The organism is Deinococcus actinosclerus, assembly GCF_001507665.1.
Lineage (GTDB): Bacteria > Deinococcota > Deinococci > Deinococcales > Deinococcaceae > Deinococcus > Deinococcus actinosclerus.
This window is the reverse complement of sequence record NZ_CP013910.1, coordinates 1,204,475-1,224,052: the sequence shown is the minus strand read 5'-3', so window position 1 is coordinate 1,224,052 and position 19,578 is coordinate 1,204,475. Positions and strand designations below refer to the sequence as shown.

22 protein-coding genes are annotated in these 19,578 nt (G+C 69.7%); 14 read left to right on the top strand and 8 right to left on the bottom strand.

Annotated features, from left to right (window positions below):
• Window positions 1-67 precede the first annotated feature (67 nt).
• Window positions 68-424, top strand: coding sequence for a hypothetical protein (locus AUC44_RS05895; protein ID WP_062157807.1), 357 nt, complete (start codon window positions 68-70; stop codon window positions 422-424).
• Window positions 425-476: 52 nt separating this feature from the next.
• Complete coding sequence (locus tag AUC44_RS05890) at window positions 477-2,087, top strand: S49 family peptidase (RefSeq protein WP_062157806.1); 1,611 nt, start codon at window positions 477-479, stop codon at window positions 2,085-2,087.
• 66 nt (window positions 2,088-2,153) lie between these two features.
• Here AUC44_RS05890 and AUC44_RS05885 read toward each other — a convergent pair whose 3' ends face one another.
• On the bottom strand, window positions 2,154-3,407 hold the full coding sequence (locus AUC44_RS05885) for a M3 family metallopeptidase (protein ID WP_335338685.1): 1,254 nt from the start codon (window positions 3,405-3,407) through the stop codon (window positions 2,154-2,156).
• Window positions 3,359-3,937 (bottom strand): hypothetical protein, encoded by a 579-nt coding sequence (locus AUC44_RS17270; RefSeq protein WP_335338684.1) that lies wholly within the window; start codon window positions 3,935-3,937, stop codon window positions 3,359-3,361. The genes AUC44_RS05885 and AUC44_RS17270 overlap by 49 nt, the downstream gene beginning before the upstream one ends.
• A gap of 173 nt (window positions 3,938-4,110) precedes the next feature.
• Between AUC44_RS17270 and AUC44_RS05880 the strand changes: the two genes are divergently transcribed.
• The 4 genes from AUC44_RS05880 to AUC44_RS05865 all read left to right on the top strand — a co-directional run bounded on the left by AUC44_RS05880 (window position 4,111) and on the right by AUC44_RS05865 (window position 8,298).
• Window positions 4,111-5,346: an ABC transporter substrate-binding protein gene (locus AUC44_RS05880; protein WP_062157805.1), complete on the top strand. Its 1,236-nt coding sequence runs from the start codon at window positions 4,111-4,113 to the stop codon at window positions 5,344-5,346.
• Window positions 5,343-6,134, top strand: coding sequence for a carbohydrate ABC transporter permease (locus AUC44_RS05875; RefSeq protein WP_231724546.1), 792 nt, complete (start codon window positions 5,343-5,345; stop codon window positions 6,132-6,134). Before AUC44_RS05880 ends, AUC44_RS05875 begins: the two co-directional genes overlap by 4 nt.
• A gap of 125 nt (window positions 6,135-6,259) precedes the next feature.
• Window positions 6,260-7,111 (top strand): carbohydrate ABC transporter permease, encoded by an 852-nt coding sequence (locus AUC44_RS05870; protein ID WP_062157804.1) that lies wholly within the window; start codon window positions 6,260-6,262, stop codon window positions 7,109-7,111.
• Between the two features lie 59 nt (window positions 7,112-7,170).
• Entirely contained in the window at window positions 7,171-8,298 is a 1,128-nt protein-coding gene (locus AUC44_RS05865; protein WP_062157803.1) for an LLM class flavin-dependent oxidoreductase, read from the top strand.
• A 61-nt stretch (window positions 8,299-8,359) separates the two neighbouring features.
• Here the strand turns inward: AUC44_RS05865 and AUC44_RS05860 are convergent, their stop codons facing one another.
• Both AUC44_RS05860 and AUC44_RS05855 read right to left on the bottom strand, forming a co-directional pair.
• Window positions 8,360-8,947 (bottom strand): phosphate signaling complex PhoU family protein, encoded by a 588-nt coding sequence (locus tag AUC44_RS05860; RefSeq protein ID WP_062159709.1) that lies wholly within the window; start codon window positions 8,945-8,947, stop codon window positions 8,360-8,362.
• A 177-nt stretch (window positions 8,948-9,124) separates the two neighbouring features.
• The gene (locus AUC44_RS05855) at window positions 9,125-9,427 is read right to left on the bottom strand and encodes a hypothetical protein (protein ID WP_062157802.1); all 303 of its coding nucleotides are present in this window, start codon (window positions 9,425-9,427) and stop codon (window positions 9,125-9,127) included.
• Window positions 9,428-9,583: 156 nt separating this feature from the next.
• Here AUC44_RS05855 and AUC44_RS05850 point away from each other — a divergent pair, with 156 nt between their 5' ends.
• The 3 genes from AUC44_RS05850 (at window position 9,584) to AUC44_RS05840 (ending at window position 12,993) form a co-directional block, all read left to right on the top strand.
• Complete coding sequence (locus AUC44_RS05850) at window positions 9,584-10,540, top strand: LysR family transcriptional regulator (RefSeq protein WP_062157801.1); 957 nt, start codon at window positions 9,584-9,586, stop codon at window positions 10,538-10,540.
• 118 nt (window positions 10,541-10,658) lie between these two features.
• Window positions 10,659-12,137: a cysteine--tRNA ligase gene (cysS, locus tag AUC44_RS05845; RefSeq protein WP_062157800.1), complete on the top strand. Its 1,479-nt coding sequence runs from the start codon at window positions 10,659-10,661 to the stop codon at window positions 12,135-12,137.
• Between the two features lie 301 nt (window positions 12,138-12,438).
• Window positions 12,439-12,993: a YcjF family protein gene (locus tag AUC44_RS05840; RefSeq protein WP_062157799.1), complete on the top strand. Its 555-nt coding sequence runs from the start codon at window positions 12,439-12,441 to the stop codon at window positions 12,991-12,993.
• Window positions 12,994-13,038: 45 nt separating this feature from the next.
• Here the strand turns inward: AUC44_RS05840 and AUC44_RS05835 are convergent, their stop codons facing one another.
• On the bottom strand, window positions 13,039-13,389 hold the full coding sequence (locus AUC44_RS05835; RefSeq protein ID WP_062157798.1) for a hypothetical protein: 351 nt from the start codon (window positions 13,387-13,389) through the stop codon (window positions 13,039-13,041).
• Window positions 13,390-13,589: 200 nt separating this feature from the next.
• On the opposite strand from AUC44_RS05835, the gene sdhC reads away from it, so the two are divergent.
• The 5 genes from sdhC to AUC44_RS05810 all read left to right on the top strand — a co-directional run bounded on the left by sdhC (window position 13,590) and on the right by AUC44_RS05810 (window position 18,381).
• Window positions 13,590-13,946 (top strand): succinate dehydrogenase, cytochrome b556 subunit, encoded by a 357-nt coding sequence (sdhC, locus tag AUC44_RS05830; RefSeq protein WP_062157797.1) that lies wholly within the window; start codon window positions 13,590-13,592, stop codon window positions 13,944-13,946.
• Window positions 13,946-14,323 (top strand): succinate dehydrogenase hydrophobic membrane anchor subunit, encoded by a 378-nt coding sequence (locus AUC44_RS05825; RefSeq protein ID WP_062157796.1) that lies wholly within the window; start codon window positions 13,946-13,948, stop codon window positions 14,321-14,323. Before sdhC ends, AUC44_RS05825 begins: the two co-directional genes overlap by 1 nt.
• Window positions 14,324-14,375: 52 nt before the next feature.
• Window positions 14,376-16,133 carry a succinate dehydrogenase flavoprotein subunit gene (gene sdhA / locus AUC44_RS05820; RefSeq protein ID WP_062157795.1) on the top strand — a complete coding sequence of 586 codons (1,758 nt, stop codon included), beginning with the start codon at window positions 14,376-14,378 and terminating at the stop codon, window positions 16,131-16,133.
• Window positions 16,134-16,152: 19 nt separating this feature from the next.
• The gene (locus AUC44_RS05815; RefSeq protein WP_046844580.1) at window positions 16,153-16,917 is read left to right on the top strand and encodes a succinate dehydrogenase iron-sulfur subunit; all 765 of its coding nucleotides are present in this window, start codon (window positions 16,153-16,155) and stop codon (window positions 16,915-16,917) included.
• Between the two features lie 81 nt (window positions 16,918-16,998).
• On the top strand, window positions 16,999-18,381 hold the full coding sequence (locus AUC44_RS05810; RefSeq protein ID WP_062157794.1) for a cytochrome P450: 1,383 nt from the start codon (window positions 16,999-17,001) through the stop codon (window positions 18,379-18,381).
• A 4-nt stretch (window positions 18,382-18,385) separates the two neighbouring features.
• On the opposite strand, the gene AUC44_RS05805 is transcribed toward AUC44_RS05810, so the two are convergent.
• From AUC44_RS05805 to AUC44_RS05795, 3 genes are read right to left on the bottom strand one after another with little or no spacing between them, the layout of a single operon-like run.
• Complete coding sequence (locus tag AUC44_RS05805; protein ID WP_197408585.1) at window positions 18,386-18,730, bottom strand: hypothetical protein; 345 nt, start codon at window positions 18,728-18,730, stop codon at window positions 18,386-18,388.
• A gap of 2 nt (window positions 18,731-18,732) precedes the next feature.
• On the bottom strand, window positions 18,733-19,227 hold the full coding sequence (locus tag AUC44_RS05800; RefSeq protein ID WP_062157793.1) for a hypothetical protein: 495 nt from the start codon (window positions 19,225-19,227) through the stop codon (window positions 18,733-18,735).
• A gap of 28 nt (window positions 19,228-19,255) precedes the next feature.
• Entirely contained in the window at window positions 19,256-19,558 is a 303-nt protein-coding gene (locus AUC44_RS05795; RefSeq protein WP_062157792.1) for an antibiotic biosynthesis monooxygenase family protein, read from the bottom strand.
• Window positions 19,559-19,578: the final 20 nt, after the last annotated feature.

Sequence of the window (19,578 nt, the reverse complement as noted above, 5' to 3'; positions counted from 1 at the left end):
CCGGCGCGCACCCTGGGCGCAGTCACCGCCCGCACCACATTTCAGGCGCGGTGACCGGAGGGAAGACATGAACATCCTGAACCGTGCCGCCTGTCAGGCCGCGCTGCTCTTCACTGCCCTGCTGGGCACGCCGGCAGGAGGGGCCCAGAGCATCAGCGAACCCGGGGGGCAGATCATGGCGGCGCTGATGAGCGGCGAGGGGCGCCTGTCCGTGCCGGGCAGCCACGCCGACGCCTGCGCCGTCCTGGAGCGGGCCGGGTGGATCCTGAGCCTCGCCGGGGAGGACAAGCGGGGCCGGGCGGTGCGCGTGTACCGCGAGGTGGACGGCCGCCACTCGGCGCTCGTGTGGGACCTGAATCCGGTGCAGGTGAGGGTCACGGACGGCACGCTGGCCCTGCCGGGCGGGTGGCTGCTGACCGAGTAGGTAACCGTCGGTGCCCCGGAACTTCTCAGCCGGGGCGCGCGTAGGGTGGGGCATGAACCTGAAACTCCCGTTCCTGAAGAGTGACGACGCGCTGCCCGGCGGCGTGACCCGCCCGACCTGGGTGGTGCTGGACCTGAGTGGCCCCTACCCGGAGCGTCAGCCGACCAATCCGGTGGCGGGGCTGCTCAGCCGCACCGAGTCGCTGGAGGCCCTGGCGGCGCGCGTCGAGAAGCTGCGCGGCGCCCCGTGGCTGCACGGGGTGCTGGTGCGCTTCGGGGAGTTCACGGCCTCTCCCGCCACGGCGCACGCGATCCGGGGGCTGCTGGCCGACCTGCAACGGGAGAAGCGGGTGGTGGCGTACCTGCCGCAGCTGAACATGCTGTCCCTGATCGCGGCGAGCGGCGCGGGCGAACTCGTGTCGCCGGAGTCCGCCGAGGTGAACGTCAGCGGCTTCGGGCTGGAGAGCACGTTCCTGGGCGAGTTCCTCAAGAAACGCGGGATCGAGTTCGAGAACCTGCGCGTCCGCGAGTACAAGGCGGCCCTGACGCGCTTTTCCGAGGAGCGGATGGACGACCACAACCGCGAGCAGCTCCAGGCGTACCTGTCGGGCCTGGAGGGCGCGTGGGTGCGGGACCTCGCGGCGGCGCGGGGCGTGTCCGAGGACGTGGCGGCCGGGTGGCTCGCGGCGGACCTGACGAGCGCGCAGGCGGCGCTGAAGGCGGGGCTGATCACGAAGGTCGCGTACGAGGACGAACTGATCGGCCCGGCCAGCCGTCCGTTCGCGGCCGTGGCGGATCTACTGATGCCCAGCCTGCCCGGGAAGGCCGCGAAGGAGGGGCGGGTGGCAGTGGTGCCGCTCGTCGGGACGATCATCACCGGGAAGAGCCGGAACAACCCCATCCCGCTGCCGCTGCTGGGCGGCCCGATGGCCGGGTCGGACACGGTCGTGGCCGCGCTGCGCCGTGCCAAGGGGGACAAGACCACGAAGGCGATCGTCCTGTACGTGAACAGCGGGGGCGGCAGCGCCCTGGCCAGCGACCTGATCTGGCGCGAGGTGGCGACCAGCGAGAAACCGGTCGTGGTCGTCATGGGCGAGTACGCCGCGTCCGGCGGGTACTACGTCGCCACGCACGCCAAGGCGATCGTCGCGTCGCCGTACACCCTGACCGGCAGCATCGGCGTGGTCAGCGGCAAGCCCGTCCTGACGGAATTCAACCGCCGGCACGGCCTGAACCCCGAACGGGTGGGCCGCGACCGCGCGCTGATGTACTCGGCCGCCCGCCCGTACAGCGACGACGAGCGCGAGCACGTCGAGAAGGGCATCCTGGAGGTGTACGACCGCTTCACCACCCGCGTCGCCGAGGGCCGCGGGCTGACCAAGGAGCGCGTGAACGAGCTGGGCCGCGGCCGCATCTGGAGTGCCGCCGACGCGCTGGACCACGGGCTGGTGGACGAACTGGGCGACCTCCGCACCGGCCTCGCGCGCGCGCGGGAACTGGCGGGCCTACACGCAGAGGCGCCCGCGTGGAACGTCACGCCGAAGACCCACGGTCCCCTCCCGGAGTTCGCGCAGGAGGCCGCGCAGGCCGCCCGCGTGACGGTGTGGCCGTTCGGGGGCGAGCGCGTGCTGACGTGGTTCGATCAGGACGTCAGGGTGCGCTGACGCGGGGCATAGGCAGTGGGGCGCAGCTCGGGATCGTCTCCCCTCCACGCCCCACTTCTGCCCTCCTTACGCCTGCGTGGTGGCCTCGTAGGCGTCGATCTGGCGGCGGATGACGTTCAGGCTGCCCTCCCAGAAGTCCGGGGCGTGCAGGTCGATGCCGAAGCGCGCGGCGAGGGCCAGCGGCGTGGCCTGCCCGGTGGCGGCCAGCAGGGCGTCGTAGCGGGCCTGGAAGTCCGCCTCCTGCCCCTGGGCGCGCGCCTGCTCGTACTGCGCGTAGAGGCCCAGGCCGAACAGCAGCCCGAAGGTGTACGGGTAGTTGTAGAAGGAGCGGCCGTAGTAGTGCGGCTTGACCGCCCACATGTAGGGGTGGGGGGTGTTCAGGGCGTCGCCGTACGTGTCGCGCTGCGCCTGCACCATCAGAGCGTTGAAGTCACTGGGGTTCAGGTCGCCGGCGGCGCGGCGTTCGAACACGGCCTTCTCGAACAGGAAGCGGCTGTGGATGTCCACGACGACCTGCGCGTGACCCATGAGCTGCGTTTCCAGGACGTACAGGCGCTCGGCGCCCTGCGCGGTGGCCAGCGCGGCGTTCTGGATGATCGTCTCGCAGAAGATGCTGGCGGTCTCGGCGAGGGTCATGGGCGTCTCCTGCTGGAGGGGGTCCAGGCCGCCGAGCTGCACGTTGTGGTACGCGTGCCCCAGTTCGTGCGCCAGGGTGCTGACCGAGTCGAGGCTGGGGTCGTGGTTCATCAGGATGCGGCTGTCGGCGCCCTGCCACTTCATGCAGAACGCGCCGCTGCGTTTGCCGTCGCGGGGGCCCGCGTCGATCCAGCGCTCACCGAAGGCGCGGGCGGCGAAGTCCCCCAGCGCGAGGCTGTACGCGCGGAACTGGCGTTCCACGAACGCCTCGCCAGCGGCGTAGTCCCAGTGGGTGTCGCTTCTTCCCACCGGGGCGAACAGGTCCCACCAGTCCAGCTGAGCCTTGCCGAGGTGGTGGGCCTTGGCGCGGAAGTAGCGGCGGAAGTCGGGCAGGGCGCGGATCACGGCGGCCTGCATGGCGTCCAGCGTCTCGCGGTCGATGCCGTTGCTCAGGAGGCTGGGCGCGACGACGTCCGTGAAGCCGCGCCGGGCAGCCAGCGTGCCCTCCTCCCCTTTCACGCCGTTCATGCAGGCGGCGAACACGGTCTCCTGGGTCTTCCAGGCGGCGATCTCGGCGTGGAAGGCGTCCTCGCGCACGCCTGCGTCGGGGTCACTGGCCAGGGCGCGCAGGGCGGTCACGGGCAGGGACTGGCCGCGGTACTCGCCCGACAGGGTGCTGGACACGTTGCCGTGCAGCTTGCTCCAGCCGCCGCCGCTGGCGGGGTGCAGCCGGGCGGCGAGATCCTCCTCGGGGGGGTCATCTGGTAGCGGGCGAGCTGCGCTGCGCGGCGCAGGCGATGTTCGTGCGCGCGGGCGGCGGCACTCTGGTCCAGCAGGTCGGTCAGGGCCGCGTCGTCCAGGCCGCCCAGCCAAGCGGTCAGGCGCGAACCCAGCGGCCCCAGCGGGAGGCTCAGGGTGGTCAGGGCGGCCATGCGGGCCTGCGCCGCCTCGTCGCGGCTGTCGGTGGTCACGAAGGCGTACACGTAGGCGCGCAGGCGGCCCAGGCGTGTCAGGACGGCGTTCAGGTCGCCCATCACCGCGTCCACCGCGCCTGGGGTGACGGGCGATCCGACGCGCACGGCGTGGGCGTCGAACAGGGCCTCCAGGGCCTGCACGTCCTGGCCCAGGGTGCTCAGGTCGCGCTCCAGCTGCGGGTCGTTCAGGCTGGCGTACAGGTCGTCGGTGCGCCAGCGGGGCATCTCGGTTGTGGTCACGTTCCGGAGTGTACGGCGCCCCTCTGGCGCAGCGGTAAGCCAATTGGCGCACCGGGAGCGGGCGTGCCATGCTGGTGGGGTCTTCAGTCCGTGGTCTGTACAGCGTCGCCGGTGGCGACTGGAACAGCGGTGCATTAGTTGATAAAACAAGTCCACTTTTTCCGGAGGTTCCCATGCGTACCCGACTCACCCTGACCGCCACCCTGGCCCTCGCCGCGCTCGGCAGCGCCCACGCCGCCACCACCCTGACCGTCTTCATGGGCAGCCAGCAGCGCCCCGAGATCTTCCAGCCCATCTTCGACCGCTTCGAGAAACAGAACCCCAACGTCAGGATCAAGATCGAGACCGGCGGCGCCACCAGCGAAGCGCAGAACCAGTACCTCACCACCGTGCTGGCCGCCAAGGACAACACCCTCGACCTCTTCCTGATCGACGTGGTCCGCACCGCCACCTTCGCCGCCGCCGGCTGGGCCGAACCGCTCGACGCGTACCTGCCCAGCAAGGACACGTACCTGAAAGCCTTCCTGCCCGGCCCGGTCGCCGCCGCCAGCGTGGGCGGCAAGCTGTACGCCATGCCCGCCTTCACCGACGCGCAGTTCCTGTACTACCGCAAGGACCTGCTCGAGAAGTACAAGGCCAAGGTCCCCAAGACCTGGGATGAACTCGCCGCGACCGCCGCGCGCATCCAGAAAGCCGAGGGCGGCACCCTCCAGGGCTTCAACTTCCAGGGCGCGCCCATCGAGGGCACCGTGTGCAACTTCCTGGAGATGACCTGGACCGGCGGCGGCAGCGTGGGCGACGTCACGGGCCCCGCCGCCAAGCAGGGCCTGGGCTTCCTCGTGAACGCCGTGAAGACCAAGCTGGCCCCCGCCGCCAGCGCCGAGATGAAGACCGACGACTCCCGCCAGCAGTTCCAGGCCGGGAACGTCCTGTTCGGCCTGAACTGGAGTTACGCCTGGGCGCACTTCCAGGGCAACAGCCCCCAGCCCACCAGGGTCAAGGGCGACGTGGGCGTCGCCGCGCTCCCGGCCTTCGGGAAGAACGCCACCGCCACCTGCACCGGCGGCTGGGAATGGGGCCTGAACGCCTACAGCCGCAACAAGGCCACGGCCGTGAAACTCCTGCAGTTCATGGCCAGCAGTGACGTGCAGAAGGAAATGGCCGTCAAGGGCGCCTACCTGCCCGTGCGCAAGAGCCTCTACAACGACAAGGCCGTGCTGACCGCCAACCCGCACTTCAAGGCGCTGTACCCCATCGTCACCAAGGCCCGCCCGCGTCCCGTCACGTCCGCCTACCCGCGCGTCAGCGAGATCATCCGCAACAACGTCTCGGCCGCCGTCGCGGGCAGCAAGAGCGTGGACGCCGCCCTGAACGACATGAAGCGTGACCTGGAACCCCTGCTGAAGTGACCCCACCCCTGAATTCCCCTTCCCGCCGGGTTCGCCGTGAACCCGGCGAGGGCCTGCTGGCCTTCTTCCTGCTGCTCCCGGCGGCGGCGCTGCTGCTGGGCGTGCTGCTGTTCCCGATGCTGACCACCTTCCGCGACAGCCTGTACCTGAACAAGCTGACCGAACCGTGGCTTCAGGGCTTCGTGGGCCTCAAGCAGTACGCGCAGATGCTCGGCGACGCCCGCTTCGGCGCGGCGCTGCGCAACACGCTGTTCTTCGGCGTGCTGACGGTCGGCGGGTCGTTCCTGGTGGGCGTGCCCATGGCGCTGGCCGCGCATCTGCCCAGCCGCGCGCGGGACGTGGCCCGCGTGGCCCTGCTGCTGCCGTGGGCGATGCCGCCGGTCATCACGGGCCTGATCTTCGCGTGGCTGTTCAACGCGCAGTACGGCGTGTTCAACGACCTGCTGGTGCGCGCGGGCTTCATTCAGGAGCCGCTGCGCTGGCTCAGCACGCCCGGCCTGAGCGTCCTGGCGATGGTCCTCACCATCGTCTGGAAGACGAGTTCCTTCGTCGCGCTGATCGTCCTGGGCGGCCTGCAGGGCATCCCGAAGGAGATGATCGAGGCGGCGCAGGTGGACGGCGCGACCCCCACCCAGACGTTCTTCCGGGTGATCCTGCCGCTGCTGGCCCCCAGCCTCGCCGTGGCGTTCATCTTCCGCACCATCAGCGCCGTGCAGGTCTTCGACATTCCCTACACGTTCATCCAGCAGGCACCCGCGCAGGGGCTGCTGGAGACGCTCGGCGTGTAGATCTACCGCACGGGCATCGAGTTCCTGGACTTCGGGTACGCCGCCGCGCTCAGCGTGGCGCTGTTCGCCCTGAGTCTGGCCGTGACCGCCGTGTACGTCCGCTTCGTGCGGGACGGAGGCAACTCGTGAGCGGCGACACCAGCCCCCAGCGCCTTACGCCCGCGCAACGCGCCGGGCGGTACGCCGCGCTGGCCGCGCTGATCGTCGGCGGGTTCTTCCCGTTCATCTGGATGGTGCTCACCAGCCTGAAATCCGAGGGGGAACTCCAGAAGTTCCCGGTGCAGTACCTCCCGTCGAAGCTGGACTTCAGCAACTACGCCCGGGTGTTCAGCGAGCAGCCGTTCGCGCAGTTCTTCCTGAACTCCCTGACCGTCAGCCTCCTGAGCACCGTGCTGTGCATCGCCGCCGCCGTGCCCGCCGCATACGCCCTGGCCCGATTGAACCTGCGCGGACGCGGGCTGCTCATGACCGCCGTGGTCACGTTCAGCATGCTCCCGGTCGTCAGCCTGCTCGTGCCCATGTTCCGCCTGATGCGCGGCGCGAACCTGCTGAACACCTACCCCGCGCTAATCCTCCCCTACGCCGCCCTGAGCCTCCCCATCGGCATCCTGACGCTCGTGGCGTTCTTCAGCGCCATCCCCCGCGACCTCGAGGCAGCCGCCATGGTGGACGGCACCACCCGCGTCGGCGCGCTCACCCGCGTCGTCCTGCCGCTCTCGACGCCCGGCGTCGTCACGGCCGCGCTGCTGGTGTTCGTGAACTCCTGGAATGAATTCCTGCTCGCCCTGAGCTTCAACACCAAACTCTCCATGCGCACCGTATCCGTCGGCGTGACCCTCTACCAGGGCGAATTCGCGTTCCCCTGGCCGCTGATCGCCGCCGCCGTCGTCGTCGCCACCGTGCCCCTCGTGCTCTTGATCGCCATCTTCCAGCGCCGCTTCGTCGCGGGCCTCACCGCAGGCGGCGTCAAGGCGTAGACGGTTGATGGTTCATGGTTGATGGAACCTTCCCCACTGCCCTCCCCTTCAGGTGACCTATGACCAATCCTTCCCAGTCCGAATTTCTGTGGTTTCTTCATCTGTCGCGTGACGGCGAGTTCATCGGCACGAAGGAGAAACCGCCGCGTAAGCCGACCCTGGCGTACCTGCAGTCGCTGATCAGCACGGCGGGCGAGGCGGGCTTCGAGGCGCTGCTGACCGCCACGAACTACCACAGTGAGCACGAGAACTACACGGCGGCGGTGGCGGCCCTGGCGCGCAGCGCGCCGACCGATCCGGCGCTGCTGATCGCGGTGCGGCCCGGGATGTTCCACCCGGCGATGTACGCGAAGATGCTCGCGACGCTGCAGAACCTGTTCCCGGGGCGGGTGCGGGTGAACATCGTGACCGGCAGCAGCCCCGCCGAGAACGCCATGTACGGCGACCGTGAGGATCACGGCAAGCGGTACGAGCGCACGCGGGAGTTCATGCAGATCCTGCGGCAGCTGTGGACGGCGCCGCCGCCGCAGTCGTTCAGCAGCGACCTGTACGCCTTCGAGAACGCGGTGCTGGACCCGGCGCCCGTGCAGCCGATTCCGCTGTACTTCGGCGGGGCGTCCCCGGTGGCGCAGGGAATCGCGGCGGATCTGGCGGACGTGTACCTGATGTGGGGCGAGCGGGAGGACATGCTTGCCGAGCGGCTGGCGCAGATGCGGGCGTTGGAGGCGCAGACGGGCCGCCCGCTGCGCTACGGGCTGCGCACGCACGTGATCGTCCGCGAAACGGAAGCCGAGGCCCGCGAGGCGGCCGAGCGGCTGATCAGCCGCGTGGACCCGGACGTGCGGGCGGCGTTCGTGGCGAGTCACGCGCACGTGGACGGCGTGGGCCAGAAACGCCAGATCGACATGATGAAGGGCCTGGACGCGGACCTGATGGTCGAACCCGGCCTGTGGGCGGGCGTCGGCATGGCCCGCAGCGGCGTGGGCGTCGCCATCGTCGGCGATCCGCAGCAGGTGGCCGCGAAGATCCGCCGCTACGAGGACATGGGCTTCAGCTCGTTCATCTTCAGCGGCTACCCGCACCTGGAGGAAGCGCGCCGCTTCGGGGAACTGGTCATGCCGCTCCTGAAGGGCGGCACGCGCGAGGAACGCGCGATTCACACGGACAGGGTCGCGCCGGTCGCCTGACCCAGGTCAGTTCAGCAGGAGCCCCGGCCGCATATGACCGGGGCTCCCCTTATCTATGGCGTCAGCTGGCGCGCAGGATGATGTGTTCGAGGCGTTCGGCGACGTTCACGAGGTGGTCGCCGAGCCGTTCGAGGTTGCGGGCCATGCGGCCGGCGGTCAGGGCGACGTCGGTGTCCTCGGGCCGTTCGAGCAGGCGGGTGAGGCTGGCGCGCTGCATCTGTTCGTACAGGGCGTCCACCTGTTCGAAGTCCAGGCGCATGACCTCGCGGGCAGCATGCAGGTCGCGTTCCGCGAAGGCGTACGAGAGCCGTTCGAGCATCTGCGTCAGGAGTCGCACGAGGGGCAGGGCGTCCTGGAGGGTGGCGCTGCGGGTGCGGGGCGCGAAGGTCTCCAGGTCGCGGGCGACGTTGAAGGCGTAGTCGCCCACACGCTCGAGGTTCGTCAGGCTGCGGAAGACCATCAGGTGGAACGCGAGGTCGGCCTCGGTCAGGGGGGTGGCGAAGGCCTGGAGGCACAGGTCCTCCAGTTCGCGTTCCAGGGCGTCGGTCTCGGCTTCGAGGCGTTCGGCGCGGGCGGTGAGCCCGGCGAATTCGGCGCGTTCGTTCGCGTCCCGGACAGCGTCGAGCTGCTCTAAGGTGATGCTGAGCATCCGCAGGAAGCGCGCGGTGATGGTGGCCACCGGGCCGGTCGCGGGTGCGCCGGTCGGGTGGGGGGTGGGGAGTGCGCCGCCGTCCATGCCGCCCAGTATCCTGCCGCGTTGTGATGAGGTGGTCAAGGCGGGCGTGACGTGACGTTCACCGATGCGGACCTCCCCTGATGGTGGGGGTCAGCGGTGGGTGCGGACGGGACCCAGGGGGGTGTAGCCGGCGGCGCGCAGCGCGGCGCGCAGGTCGTCCGGGGTGGCGGCGTGCTGGGGGCGGGCCTGGAGGGTGAGGTCACCGAGACTGGCGACGGGCCAGCTCTGCACCGTCCAGCCGTCGAGCTGCGGGGCCTGTCCGCTGGGGGCGATGACTTCCAGGCTGTACAGGGGCAGGTCGGGCTGGGGGGCGGCGGGAGCGGGCTGCCGGGTGACAGGCTGGAGGTCGGGGGCGAGGGGGAAGCGGGCCGTGGGGCGCAGGGTGGCAGTCATGGGGGGACCTCGTGGGGGGCGCGGCCGGGGGTGGCCGGTGATGTCTCCAGCGTGCGCCTGTGCAGGGCGGCCTGACCATCGGGGGGGACGCTGCCGCTGCGCCCTTGCATCGGTTTTCCCGATGCCTGGTGGGATGGGTGGGGCCTACACTGGGGTATGACCTCCGTGCGCCCCACCTCAGTCGGCCTGCCGTCGCTGGCGCAGCTGCGCGCCCTGCTGGCGGTGGCGGACGCCGGGGGCTTCAGCGAGGCGGCGGCGGAGCTGGGCGTGTCGCAGTCGACCCTCAGCGAGGCGATCAGCAAACTGGAGGCGCTGGCGGGGCGGCCTCTGCTGCGCCGGGGGCGCACCGGGACGGTCCCGACTCCGGCGGGCGAGCGGATGCTGACGCACGCCCGCACGGCGGTGCAGGCGGCAGGCGACGCGCTGCTGGCCGCGCAGGAGGACACGCAGCTGCGCGGCGTACTGCGGGTGGCGTCTTTCCGCTCGACCGCCACGCACCTGCTGCCGCCCGCGCTGGCGGCGTTCCGGGCGCAGCATCCGGGCGTGACTGTCCGCCTGATGGACGGCGAGACGGAGGGCGGCGGTCAGGAACTCGTGCGGCGCGGGCAGGCGGACGCCGCCATCGTGATCGAGGAGAACTGGACCGACCTGCGCCTGACCCCGCTCGTCATGGACGAGTACCTCTTCGTAGCCCCCGCCCGGCGCGGCTCGCACCCGGTCACGCCAGAGGACCTCCAGGGGCCGCTGCTGCTGGCCCCGGGACCGAATTCGTGCAACCTGCGGGTGATGGGGTACCTGCGCCGCTGCGGCGTGCAGCCGGGGCGCGTGACCGAGATCGGCGAGGACAGCGTGATCCTGGGCATGGTCGCGCACGGGCTGGGCGTCAGCGTGATGCCCCGCCTGGCGCTGGAACCGCTGCCCGAGGGGCTGGTGGCCCTGCCCCTGCCCGAGCGGCTGATGCGGCCGCTGGCGCTGGCGACCCTGCCGCACCGCGCGAACCTGCCGGTGATCCGGGCGTTCACGGACGCGCTGCTCGCGGCGCTGCACCGGCCCCACGTGCCGGCGCCGGAACCGGCGGCCGCGTTGCCGGGCGGGGCTTCTCTGCTACATTGATGCGCATGACGACCCTGTGTTGCCTCCGCTAGCGGCCCACGCGCAGCCCAGCGTCCGTGACCGCGCCCCTGATCTATGTGGCGCGGTCTTTTTATTGCCAACTGAACGAGGAGACCCCATGACCCAGCGTCCCGAACCCCGCCTGCCCGATCCGAACATTGTCCTGTACGACACCCTGACCCGCCAGAAGGTGACGTTTACGCCGACCACGCCGGGCCGGGTGGGCATGTACCTGTGCGGCCCGACCGTGTACAGCGACGCGCACCTGGGTCACGCGAAGAAGGAGGTGGCGTTCGACGTGATCCGCCGGGCGTTCACGCACTTCGGGTACAAGGTGCGGTACGTGGCGAACATCACCGACGTGGGCCACCTCCAGAACGACTCCGACGACGGTGAGGACAAGATGCTCGCCCGCGCCCGCCTGGAACAGCTCGAACCCATGGAGGTCGCGGACAAGTACATGTGGTCGTTCGTGAAGGACATGGAGGCCCTGAACGTCCTCAAGCCCAGCATCAACCCCCGCGCGACCGGGCACATCGGCGAGCAGATCGCGCTGATCGAGGAACTCATCGCGCGCGGGCACGCCTACGAGTCGGCGGGCAGCGTGTACTTCGACGTGCGCTCCTGGCCGCAGTACGGCAAGCTGTCGGGCCGCAAGCTGGACGATCAGGAGGAAGGCGTGCGCGAGGCGGTGCGCGAGGAGAAACGTGACCCGCGTGACTTCGCGCTGTGGAAGAACGCCGAGCCCGGCCACATCATGCGCTGGGAGTCGCCCTGGGGCGTGGGCTTTCCCGGCTGGCACATCGAGTGCTCGGCGATGAGCCTGAAGTACCTCGGGGAGGGCTTCGACATCCACGGCGGCGGCCTGGACCTGCAGTTCCCGCACCACGAGGCCGAGATCGCGCAGGCCGAGGCCGCCGGGCACGCCTTCGCGCGCTACTGGATGCACAACAACATGCTGACCATCGGCGGCGAGAAGATGAGCAAGAGCAAGGGCAACTTCCTGACCATCCAGGACGTCCTGGCGCAGCACGACGCGATGGTGGTGCGCTTCCTGCTGGTGGGCAGCCACTACCGCTCCATCACCGAGTTCAGCGACGCGGCCTTCGAGGCCGCCCGCAGCGGCTACCGCCGCCTGACCGAGGCGCTGCACGAGGTCGAGCGCCGCCTCCAGGGAGCACCCGCCGGGCAGAACGCCGCACTGGACGCGAAGATCGCCGCGCACGTCCAGGCGTTCGAGGACGCCCTGCGCGACGACTTCAACACGCCCAAGGCCGTCGCGGCGCTGTTCGGGCTGACCACCGACCTGAACGCCGCGATGAACACCGGCGAGGTGCCGCGCGGCACGCTGGAGGCCGCCCAGCGCGCCTACCGTGACCTGGGCGGCGAGGTGCTGGGGCTCTTCGCGGGCGGCAGCGGCCCCGCGCAGAGCGACGACTCGCAGGTCGTCAGCGCCCTGATGGACCTGGTTCTGAAGGCCCGGCAGAACTACCGCCTGAACAAGCAGTACGCCGAGGCCGACGAACTGCGTGACACCCTCACGAAGGTGGGGGTCACCGTTGAGGACACCAAGGAGGGCGTGCGCTGGAAACGCTGAGCGGCCAGAGGTCAGGCTCCGGCAACCTGAAGGAACACCGGGCCAGATGAGGCGGCCGTGACAGAAGGCCCCCGACCGGGCTGACCTGAATGTCAGGATTCTGCAAGTTTCACCTCCTACCATGAAAGGCGAGTGGTGACCAACACACCCTCATCCTTCCCTCCGAACGGGCGCGCCACCTCCCCCCCTGGGCGCGCTCTTTTTCTATGGCGGCCCGCCGGCCCCCGTGCGGCGCAGAAGGTAAACCCGGACCCAGCGTCCGCCTCACCCGGCGCGCAGGCGGCGCAGTACACTCCGGATCATGCTGCCCCCGCTCGTGAAACAGGTGCTCGACAACTTCAATTTCGACGTCGACCCCCACCTGAGCCGTGAAGAGAACACCGAGGACGTGATCAAGAGTGCGGCGCTGCTCGCCGGCGCGATCAGTGTCGAACCCATTCCCTTCGCCGACATCCTGCTCATCACGCCGGTGCAGGCCAAGATGGTGCTGCACATCGGCAAGATCTACGGCTACGACCTCAGCCCCGAACGGGCCATGGAGATCGCGCGGGAACTCGGCGTGACCGTCGCGTACGGCATCGCCGCGCGGCAGGTCATGCGCGGGCTCGCCAAGCTGGCCCTGCCGGTCATCGGCGGCCTGATCATCGCGCCCGCCGTGTACGGCTGGACCTTCGCGCTGGGCCGGCTCGCGCAGAACTATTTCGAGCGCCGCACCCACGGCCTGCCCGACAGCCGTCAGGGCCAGGTGCAGGTCATTCAGGAAGCCAAGCGGGACGCCAAGAAGGTGCTGCCCACCGCGCAGGACTTCAGCGACCTGGCCAGCGAACTGCGCCGGCGGGCCGAACAGAAGAAGTAGCCGTCAGGGCCGGGACAGGGATGACCCTCTGTCCCGGCGCCGGCCTCACTGCAGATCGAAGTCGATCACGGGGGGTTTCTGATCCGGCTCGGTTGCAGGCGCCGGGGCGGCCGGGGCGCTGCGCTGCACGTTGGGGATAGCCACCGGCGTCGTGCGGTCCAGCGGCTGGTGCGCCTGCCCGGGCCGCACCCACTGGGTCGTCGCGGCGGGCCCGCCCAGGCGTTTCGGGGCGGGGGGCGTGGCGGCCTGACGGGCGGCGCGGATGATGCCGTCGACCTCCTGGGAACTCAGCAGGCCCTTGCCTTCCAGGGTGCTGAGGATGCCCAGCACCATCTTGCGGAGGAACTCGGCCTCTACGGTGAGGTCTTTGGACGTTTCTTTCTTCGGGCCGGTCATGCGGCCCAGGGTAGCGCCTGCGTGCCCCCCACGCGGTGACATCGGGGCGTTCCGGCGGTCGGGCCGGGTGGGGGCGCGGCTTACCGCTCGGGTGGTATCCTGTCTGCTGTCTGAAAGCGTGGTGTGAATGGTCACCCACACGGCATAACGTTCGCCCTAGTGTGTTGGCGAGACGGGGCTGAGACGTCGAGGAGGTTTGGATGTACCGAGGAAGAGAGGGGCAGTGGGCCTTCCTGCTTCACCGCCTGTCGGGGCTGGCAATTCTGGCTTACCTGATGCTGCACGTGTTCAGCATCGGGTCGTTCATATTCGGTGAGCGCTTCTACATGGCGATTCACGAGACCTATGACCTGTGGCCGTTCCGGATCGGGCTGCTGTTCGTGACGGCGGGCGTGGTGTACCACGCGTTCAACGGGCTGCGCATCATCGTGATGGACTTCACGGGCTTCGGCGTGGCGTACCAGCGGCAGATGTGGTACGGCGTGCTGGCCATCAGCGTGCTGTCCTTCATCGGCGCGGCGTGGACGCTGTACCCGCGTCTGGTGGGGGGGTACTGATGATCCGTGCCCGGACCTTCACGGACGCGCGTCAGCAGGCGCACAGCAACGCCGAACTGAACTGGTGGATCTTCATGCGGATCAGCGGCCTGATCCTGGTGTTCCTGATCCTGGGACACATCTACATGACGTTCATCCAGGTCAGTGAGTCCGACGCGACCTTCGACGCGGTCGTGAACAAGCTCGCGAACCCCGCGTGGAAGTTCTACGACTGGCTGATCCTGGCCCTGTCGCTGCTGCACGGCGCGAACGGCGCGCGGTACTCCATCGAGGACTACGTGCGCAGCCGCCCGAACCGCGCGTGGGTGAAAGGCGTGTTCTACACCGTCATCGCGCTGCTGTTCGCGTTCGGCACGGTGGGCCTGTTCTCCATCTGAGTTCTTGTTCTGGGCTACCGCCATTCGGCGCAGCCGGTAAAGGAAGTTGACTATGCATCATCGTTATGACGTTCTGGTGGTGGGTGCGGGCGGCGCGGGCCTGATGGCGGCGCTGTACGCCGCGAAAGGCAACGTGAGCGTGGCCTGCATCAGCAAGCTGTACCCCACGCGGTCGCACACCGGCGCGGCGCAGGGCGGGATCGGCGCGGCGCTCGGGAACGTGCAGGAAGACCACTGGGAATGGCACATGTTCGACACCGTCAAGGGCGGCGACTACCTGACCGACCAGGACGCCGCCGAGGTGTTCGCCAAGGACATCATCGACGCCGTGTACGAGCTCGAGCACATGGGCCTGCCGTTCTCGCGCACGCCCGAAGGCAAGATCGCGCAGCGCAAATTCGGCGGGCACACCCGTGACTTCGGCAAGGCCGCCGTCGAGCGCTCCTGCTACGCCAAGGACCGCACGGGTCACATGATCCTGCAGACCCTCTACCAACAGAACGTGAAGGCGGGGACGACGTTCTTCAACGAGTTCCACGTCACGGACCTGCTGATCGAGGACGGCCGCTGCCAGGGCCTCGTGGCGTACGAGCTCTCGACCGGCGAGCTGCACACCTTCCACGCGAAGGCCGTGATTCTCGCGGCGGGCGGCTACGGGCGCGTGTTCAAGATCACCTCGAACGCCCTGACCCTGACGGGCGACCTGATGAGCATCTACTACCGCAAGGGCCTGCCGCTGGAGGACATGGAGTTCTACCAGTTCCACCCGACCGGTCTGGCGAAGCTGGGCATCCTGGTCACGGAAGGCATCCGCGGCGAGGGCGGCATCCTGCGCAACGACAGCGGCGAACGCTTCATGGAACGCTACGCGCCGACCATCAAGGACCTCGCGCCGCGTGACATCGTGTCGCGCAGCATCATCACCGAGATCCGCGAGGGCCGCGGCGTGGGCCGCGACAAGGACGCCGTCAACATCGACCTGACGCACCTGCCGCGTGAAGTGATCGAGGGCAAACTGGCCGAGATCACCGACCTGGCCCGCACGTACCTGGGCATGGACCCCGTCAAGGACCTCGTACCGATCCAGCCGACCGCGCACTACGCGATGGGCGGCATTCCCACGAACCTCGACGGCCTGTGCCTCAGTGACGGGTCCGGCGGCACCGTGGAAGGGCTGTACGCGGCCGGCGAGCAGGCCTGCGTGTCGCTGCACGGCGCCAACCGCCTGGGCACGAACAGCCTCGGGGACCTCGTGGTGTTCGGCCGCCGCGCCGGGATCGCCGCCGCGAAGTACGCCCGTCAGGTCGAGTACCCCGACATACCCGAAACCGAGGACGCCCAGCGCGAGAGCGTGGACCTGTTCGAGCGCCTGCGCAACGGCAGCGGCAAGGAAAACGCCGCCGCGATCCGCAAGGAACTCCAGGAATCCATGATGAACAACGTGGGCATCTTCCGTAACGGGAAGGACATGGCCGCGCAGGTCGACATCATCAAGGAACTCAAGGCCCGCTACCAGGGCGTGACGGTCTCCGACCCGAGCCGCCGCTACAACAGCGAGCTGATCGAGGCGATGGAACTGGGCTTCATGCTCGACTGCGCCGAGGCCATGACCGCCAGTGCGCTGAACCGCACCGAGTCGCGCGGCGCGCACGACCGCGAGGACTTCACCGAGCGCAACGACGCGGAGTGGCTGAAGCACACCATGGCGTACAAGAACCTGAACAAGGCCGACGACGTCATCATCGGGTACAAGCCCGTGGCGCTGAAAGGCTTCACGCGCGCCTTCGAACCCAAACCCCGCGTGTACTGACGCGGCGGAAGGAATCTCCATGACCCAGACCCATGCACAAGCCAGCAGCGCGCCCGTCAGCGCGAGCGTGCCCATGCTGCAACTGAAAGTCAAAGTCCTGCGCTTCGACCCCGAAAAGGACAAGAAGGCGTACTGGACGACGTACGACGTGGAAGCCCAGGCCGGGGACCGCGTGCTGGACGTCATCAACCACATCAAGTGGTACCTCGAGCCCAGCCTGACGTTCCGCCGCTCCTGCATGCACGGCATCTGCGGCAGCGACGCCATGCTCATCAACGGCCGCAACCGCCTCGCCTGCAAGACCCTGGTCCGCGACGTCGCCAAGAGCGGCGGGACCATCACCGTGGAACCCATCCGCGGCCTGAAGGTCGAGAAGGACCTGCTCGTCGACATGGAGCCGTTCTTCGACTCGTACAAGGCGATCATGCCGTACTTCATCAACGAGTCCCCGGCCCCCGCCGCCGAGCGCATCCAGTCCGAGGAAGAGGCCGAACGCATGGCGCACTCCAGCAACTGCATCCTGTGCGCCTGCTGCACCACCTCCTGCCCGATCTTCTGGGTGAACGGCTCGTACCTGGGCCCCGCCGCGATCGTGCAGGCGCACCGCTTCATCTTCGACACCCGCGACGAGGCCACGCAGCAGCGCCTGGGCATCATGAACCAGAACACCGGCGTGTGGCGCTGCCGCACCGCCTACAACTGCACGGAAGCCTGCCCGCGCGACATCCCGATCACGCAGCTGATCGAGGAAGTCAAACGCGCCGTGATGTACGGCCAGGCGTAACCCCCAAGCCCCTGAAAGCCCCGCCCCGCCCGACGGCCGGCGGGGCTTTTTCGTGGGCGGTGCGGGAGTGTACCGTGAATCATGACCGACGCCCTGCCCCTGCCGTCCTCCCCGCGCGTCATTCCCACCGTGCCCGGCCCGCCCGTGATCGGGAGCGTCACGCAGCTGTTCCCGCACCGGCTGCGCGCCTTCCTGACCGGCGCGTACCGCGAGCACGGCCCGGTGTTCAACGTGACCGGCCTGGGCCGCACCTTCACCGTGCTGGCCGGGCCCGAGGCGAACGTGTGGGCCATGAAGGAATCCAGCCGGGTGCTGCGCTCGCTGGAGGCGTGGCGACCGAACGATCAGGCGTTCGGCGTGCAGCGCTCGCTGATCAGCGTGGACGGCCCGGAGCACCGCGCGTTCCGGCGGGTGGAGGGCCGCACGTACACCCGCTCGTACCTGGGCGCGAACCTGCGCCGGGCACTCTCGGTCGTGGCGGAGGATCTGGCGCCGCTGCGGGCGGGGGATGACCTGCCGGTCGCGGCGTTCTGCAAGGCGGTGATCACCGAGCAGCTGGCACGCGTGGTGGTGAACGGCGCGGCCCGACCCTACCTGAACGACCTGCTGACGTTCGTGCAGACCACCCTGATGGTGCGCGTGACCGGGCAGCGGCCCCGCCTGACCGAGACGCTGCCCGGGTTCCGCCGGGCGCGGGCCCGCTCGCTGGCGATGGTGGAGACGCTGATCGACGAGCACCGCCGCGCCACCCCGGAACAGGCAGGGCGCGAACCGGACCTGATCGACGACCTGCTGACCGCGCAGGCGGCCGACCCGGCCTTCTGGTCGGACCTGGACCTGCGCATGGCGGCCATCGGGGCGTTCATCGCGGGCATGGACACCGCCGCGAACACCCTGGCGTTCGTGCTGTACCGAGTGGGGCGGCACCCGGAACTGGTGCCCGCCCTGATCGCCGAGGCCGACGAGGCGTTCCGGGACGGCCCGCCCAGCATGGAGGCCCTGGGCCGCCTGCCGCACCTGCACCGCTTCGTGCTGGAGTGCCTGCGCCTGCATCCCATCGCGCCCGCCCTGACCCGCACCGTCACGCAGGACTTCGAGTTCGCGGGGTACCGCGTGCCGCAGGGTCGGCAGGTGATCGTCGGCACGACCGTCCCGCACGGGCTGGACGAGTGCTTCCCGGACGCAGGCACCTTCGACCCAGGGCGCTTCGCGCCGGGCCGGATGGAGCACCGCCGCCCCGGGGCCTTCGCGCCGTTCGGGCTGGGTACCCACATCTGCGCGGGCAGTGGCATGGCGGAGGGCCTGATCCTGCTGAACCTCGCGGCCATCCTGCGCACCCTGGACCTGCGCGGCGACCCGGCATACGTGCTGCGCGAGGTCGCCCGCCCCACTGCCACGCCCGACGACCGCCTGACCCTGCGCGTGGCGGGCGTGCGGCATCCGGCGGTCAGCCTGCTCGCCTGACCGCCTACACCATCAGAGGTTCGAGACTCCGCACCGCTTTCCCGGTCTGCCGGGCGTACGCGATCTCCCGGCGGGTGGACTCCCCCACGTACCCGCCGGGGTTGATGACCAGCACCTCGTCCGCGAGGTCGATCTTGCGCAGGTGCAGCTCGCCCAGACGCTCCAGGGCAGCCTCGCGTTCGGCGCTGCTCAGGTGCGCCAGGGCGTCCTCGTCCCGCTGCCGGTGACTGCCGACACCCAGGACGATCCGCCCCGCCAGCGTCTCCGACAGGGACGCCGCGTCGAACTCGGCCAGGAAACGCACGCTGCCGCACAGGCACACCACGCGCGGCCTCTCCCCCACCGGCACGTTCAGAACTGCAGGGCGTAGCGGGTGCCCGCCCCGTCGAAGCACTCGCCGATGCCCCGTTCCTGCGCGTCCACCGTCAGGGTGCAGGTCAGCAGGGCGGGCGGGGCACCCTCCGCGCGGGCGATCAGGTTCCCGGTGAAGGCGGGAACGGGGCGGCCGCCCTCGACGCGGGTGCTGCCACCTGTGAAGGCGCTGCCGTCGCTGCCACTGCCCGCGCCGACGGCCACGCTGAAGCCCAGTCCGCCGGGCAGCGCGCCGCCCCCGATCAGGTACGTGCGGCCCGTGTAGGTGCGCCCGCCGATGCGGATGGTTGCGTTGTCCGGCGCGAACGGGTCACCCAGGCGCGGCGTGAGGGTGCCGCGCGTGAAGGTCACGGCGCCCTCCTCGCCCGTGCGGGCGTTCACGATCCGTCCGGTCTGCGGGGCGGTCACGGCCGGCGCGCACGCGCCGAGGACGGAGGCGAGCAGGGCCGCGCCGAGCAGGGCAAGAGGCTTCATGCGCCCAGTCTAGTCCTGCCGGTGCCGGTCAGCGGGCGACGACCTCGTGGAGTTCCAGCACGTTCGGGCCGCTGAAGGCGTCCTTCGGGAGGGTGCCGCTGCGGGCGTGCCCCTGCCGGAAGGCGTCGCTGGTCGTCCAGGCCTCGAAAGCCTCGCGGGACTCCCAGAAGGTCAGGACCACGAACGGATCGCCGTCCCGGGTGGGGCGCAGGACGTGGTTGGCGATGAAGCCGGGCATGCCGTCCACCAGTCCGGCCCGCTCGCGAAAGCGTGCCTCGAAGGCGTCATGGTACTCGGGGTTCACGTAGATGCGGTTGGCGACGGTGATCATGGTGGGGCCTCCCTGGGACG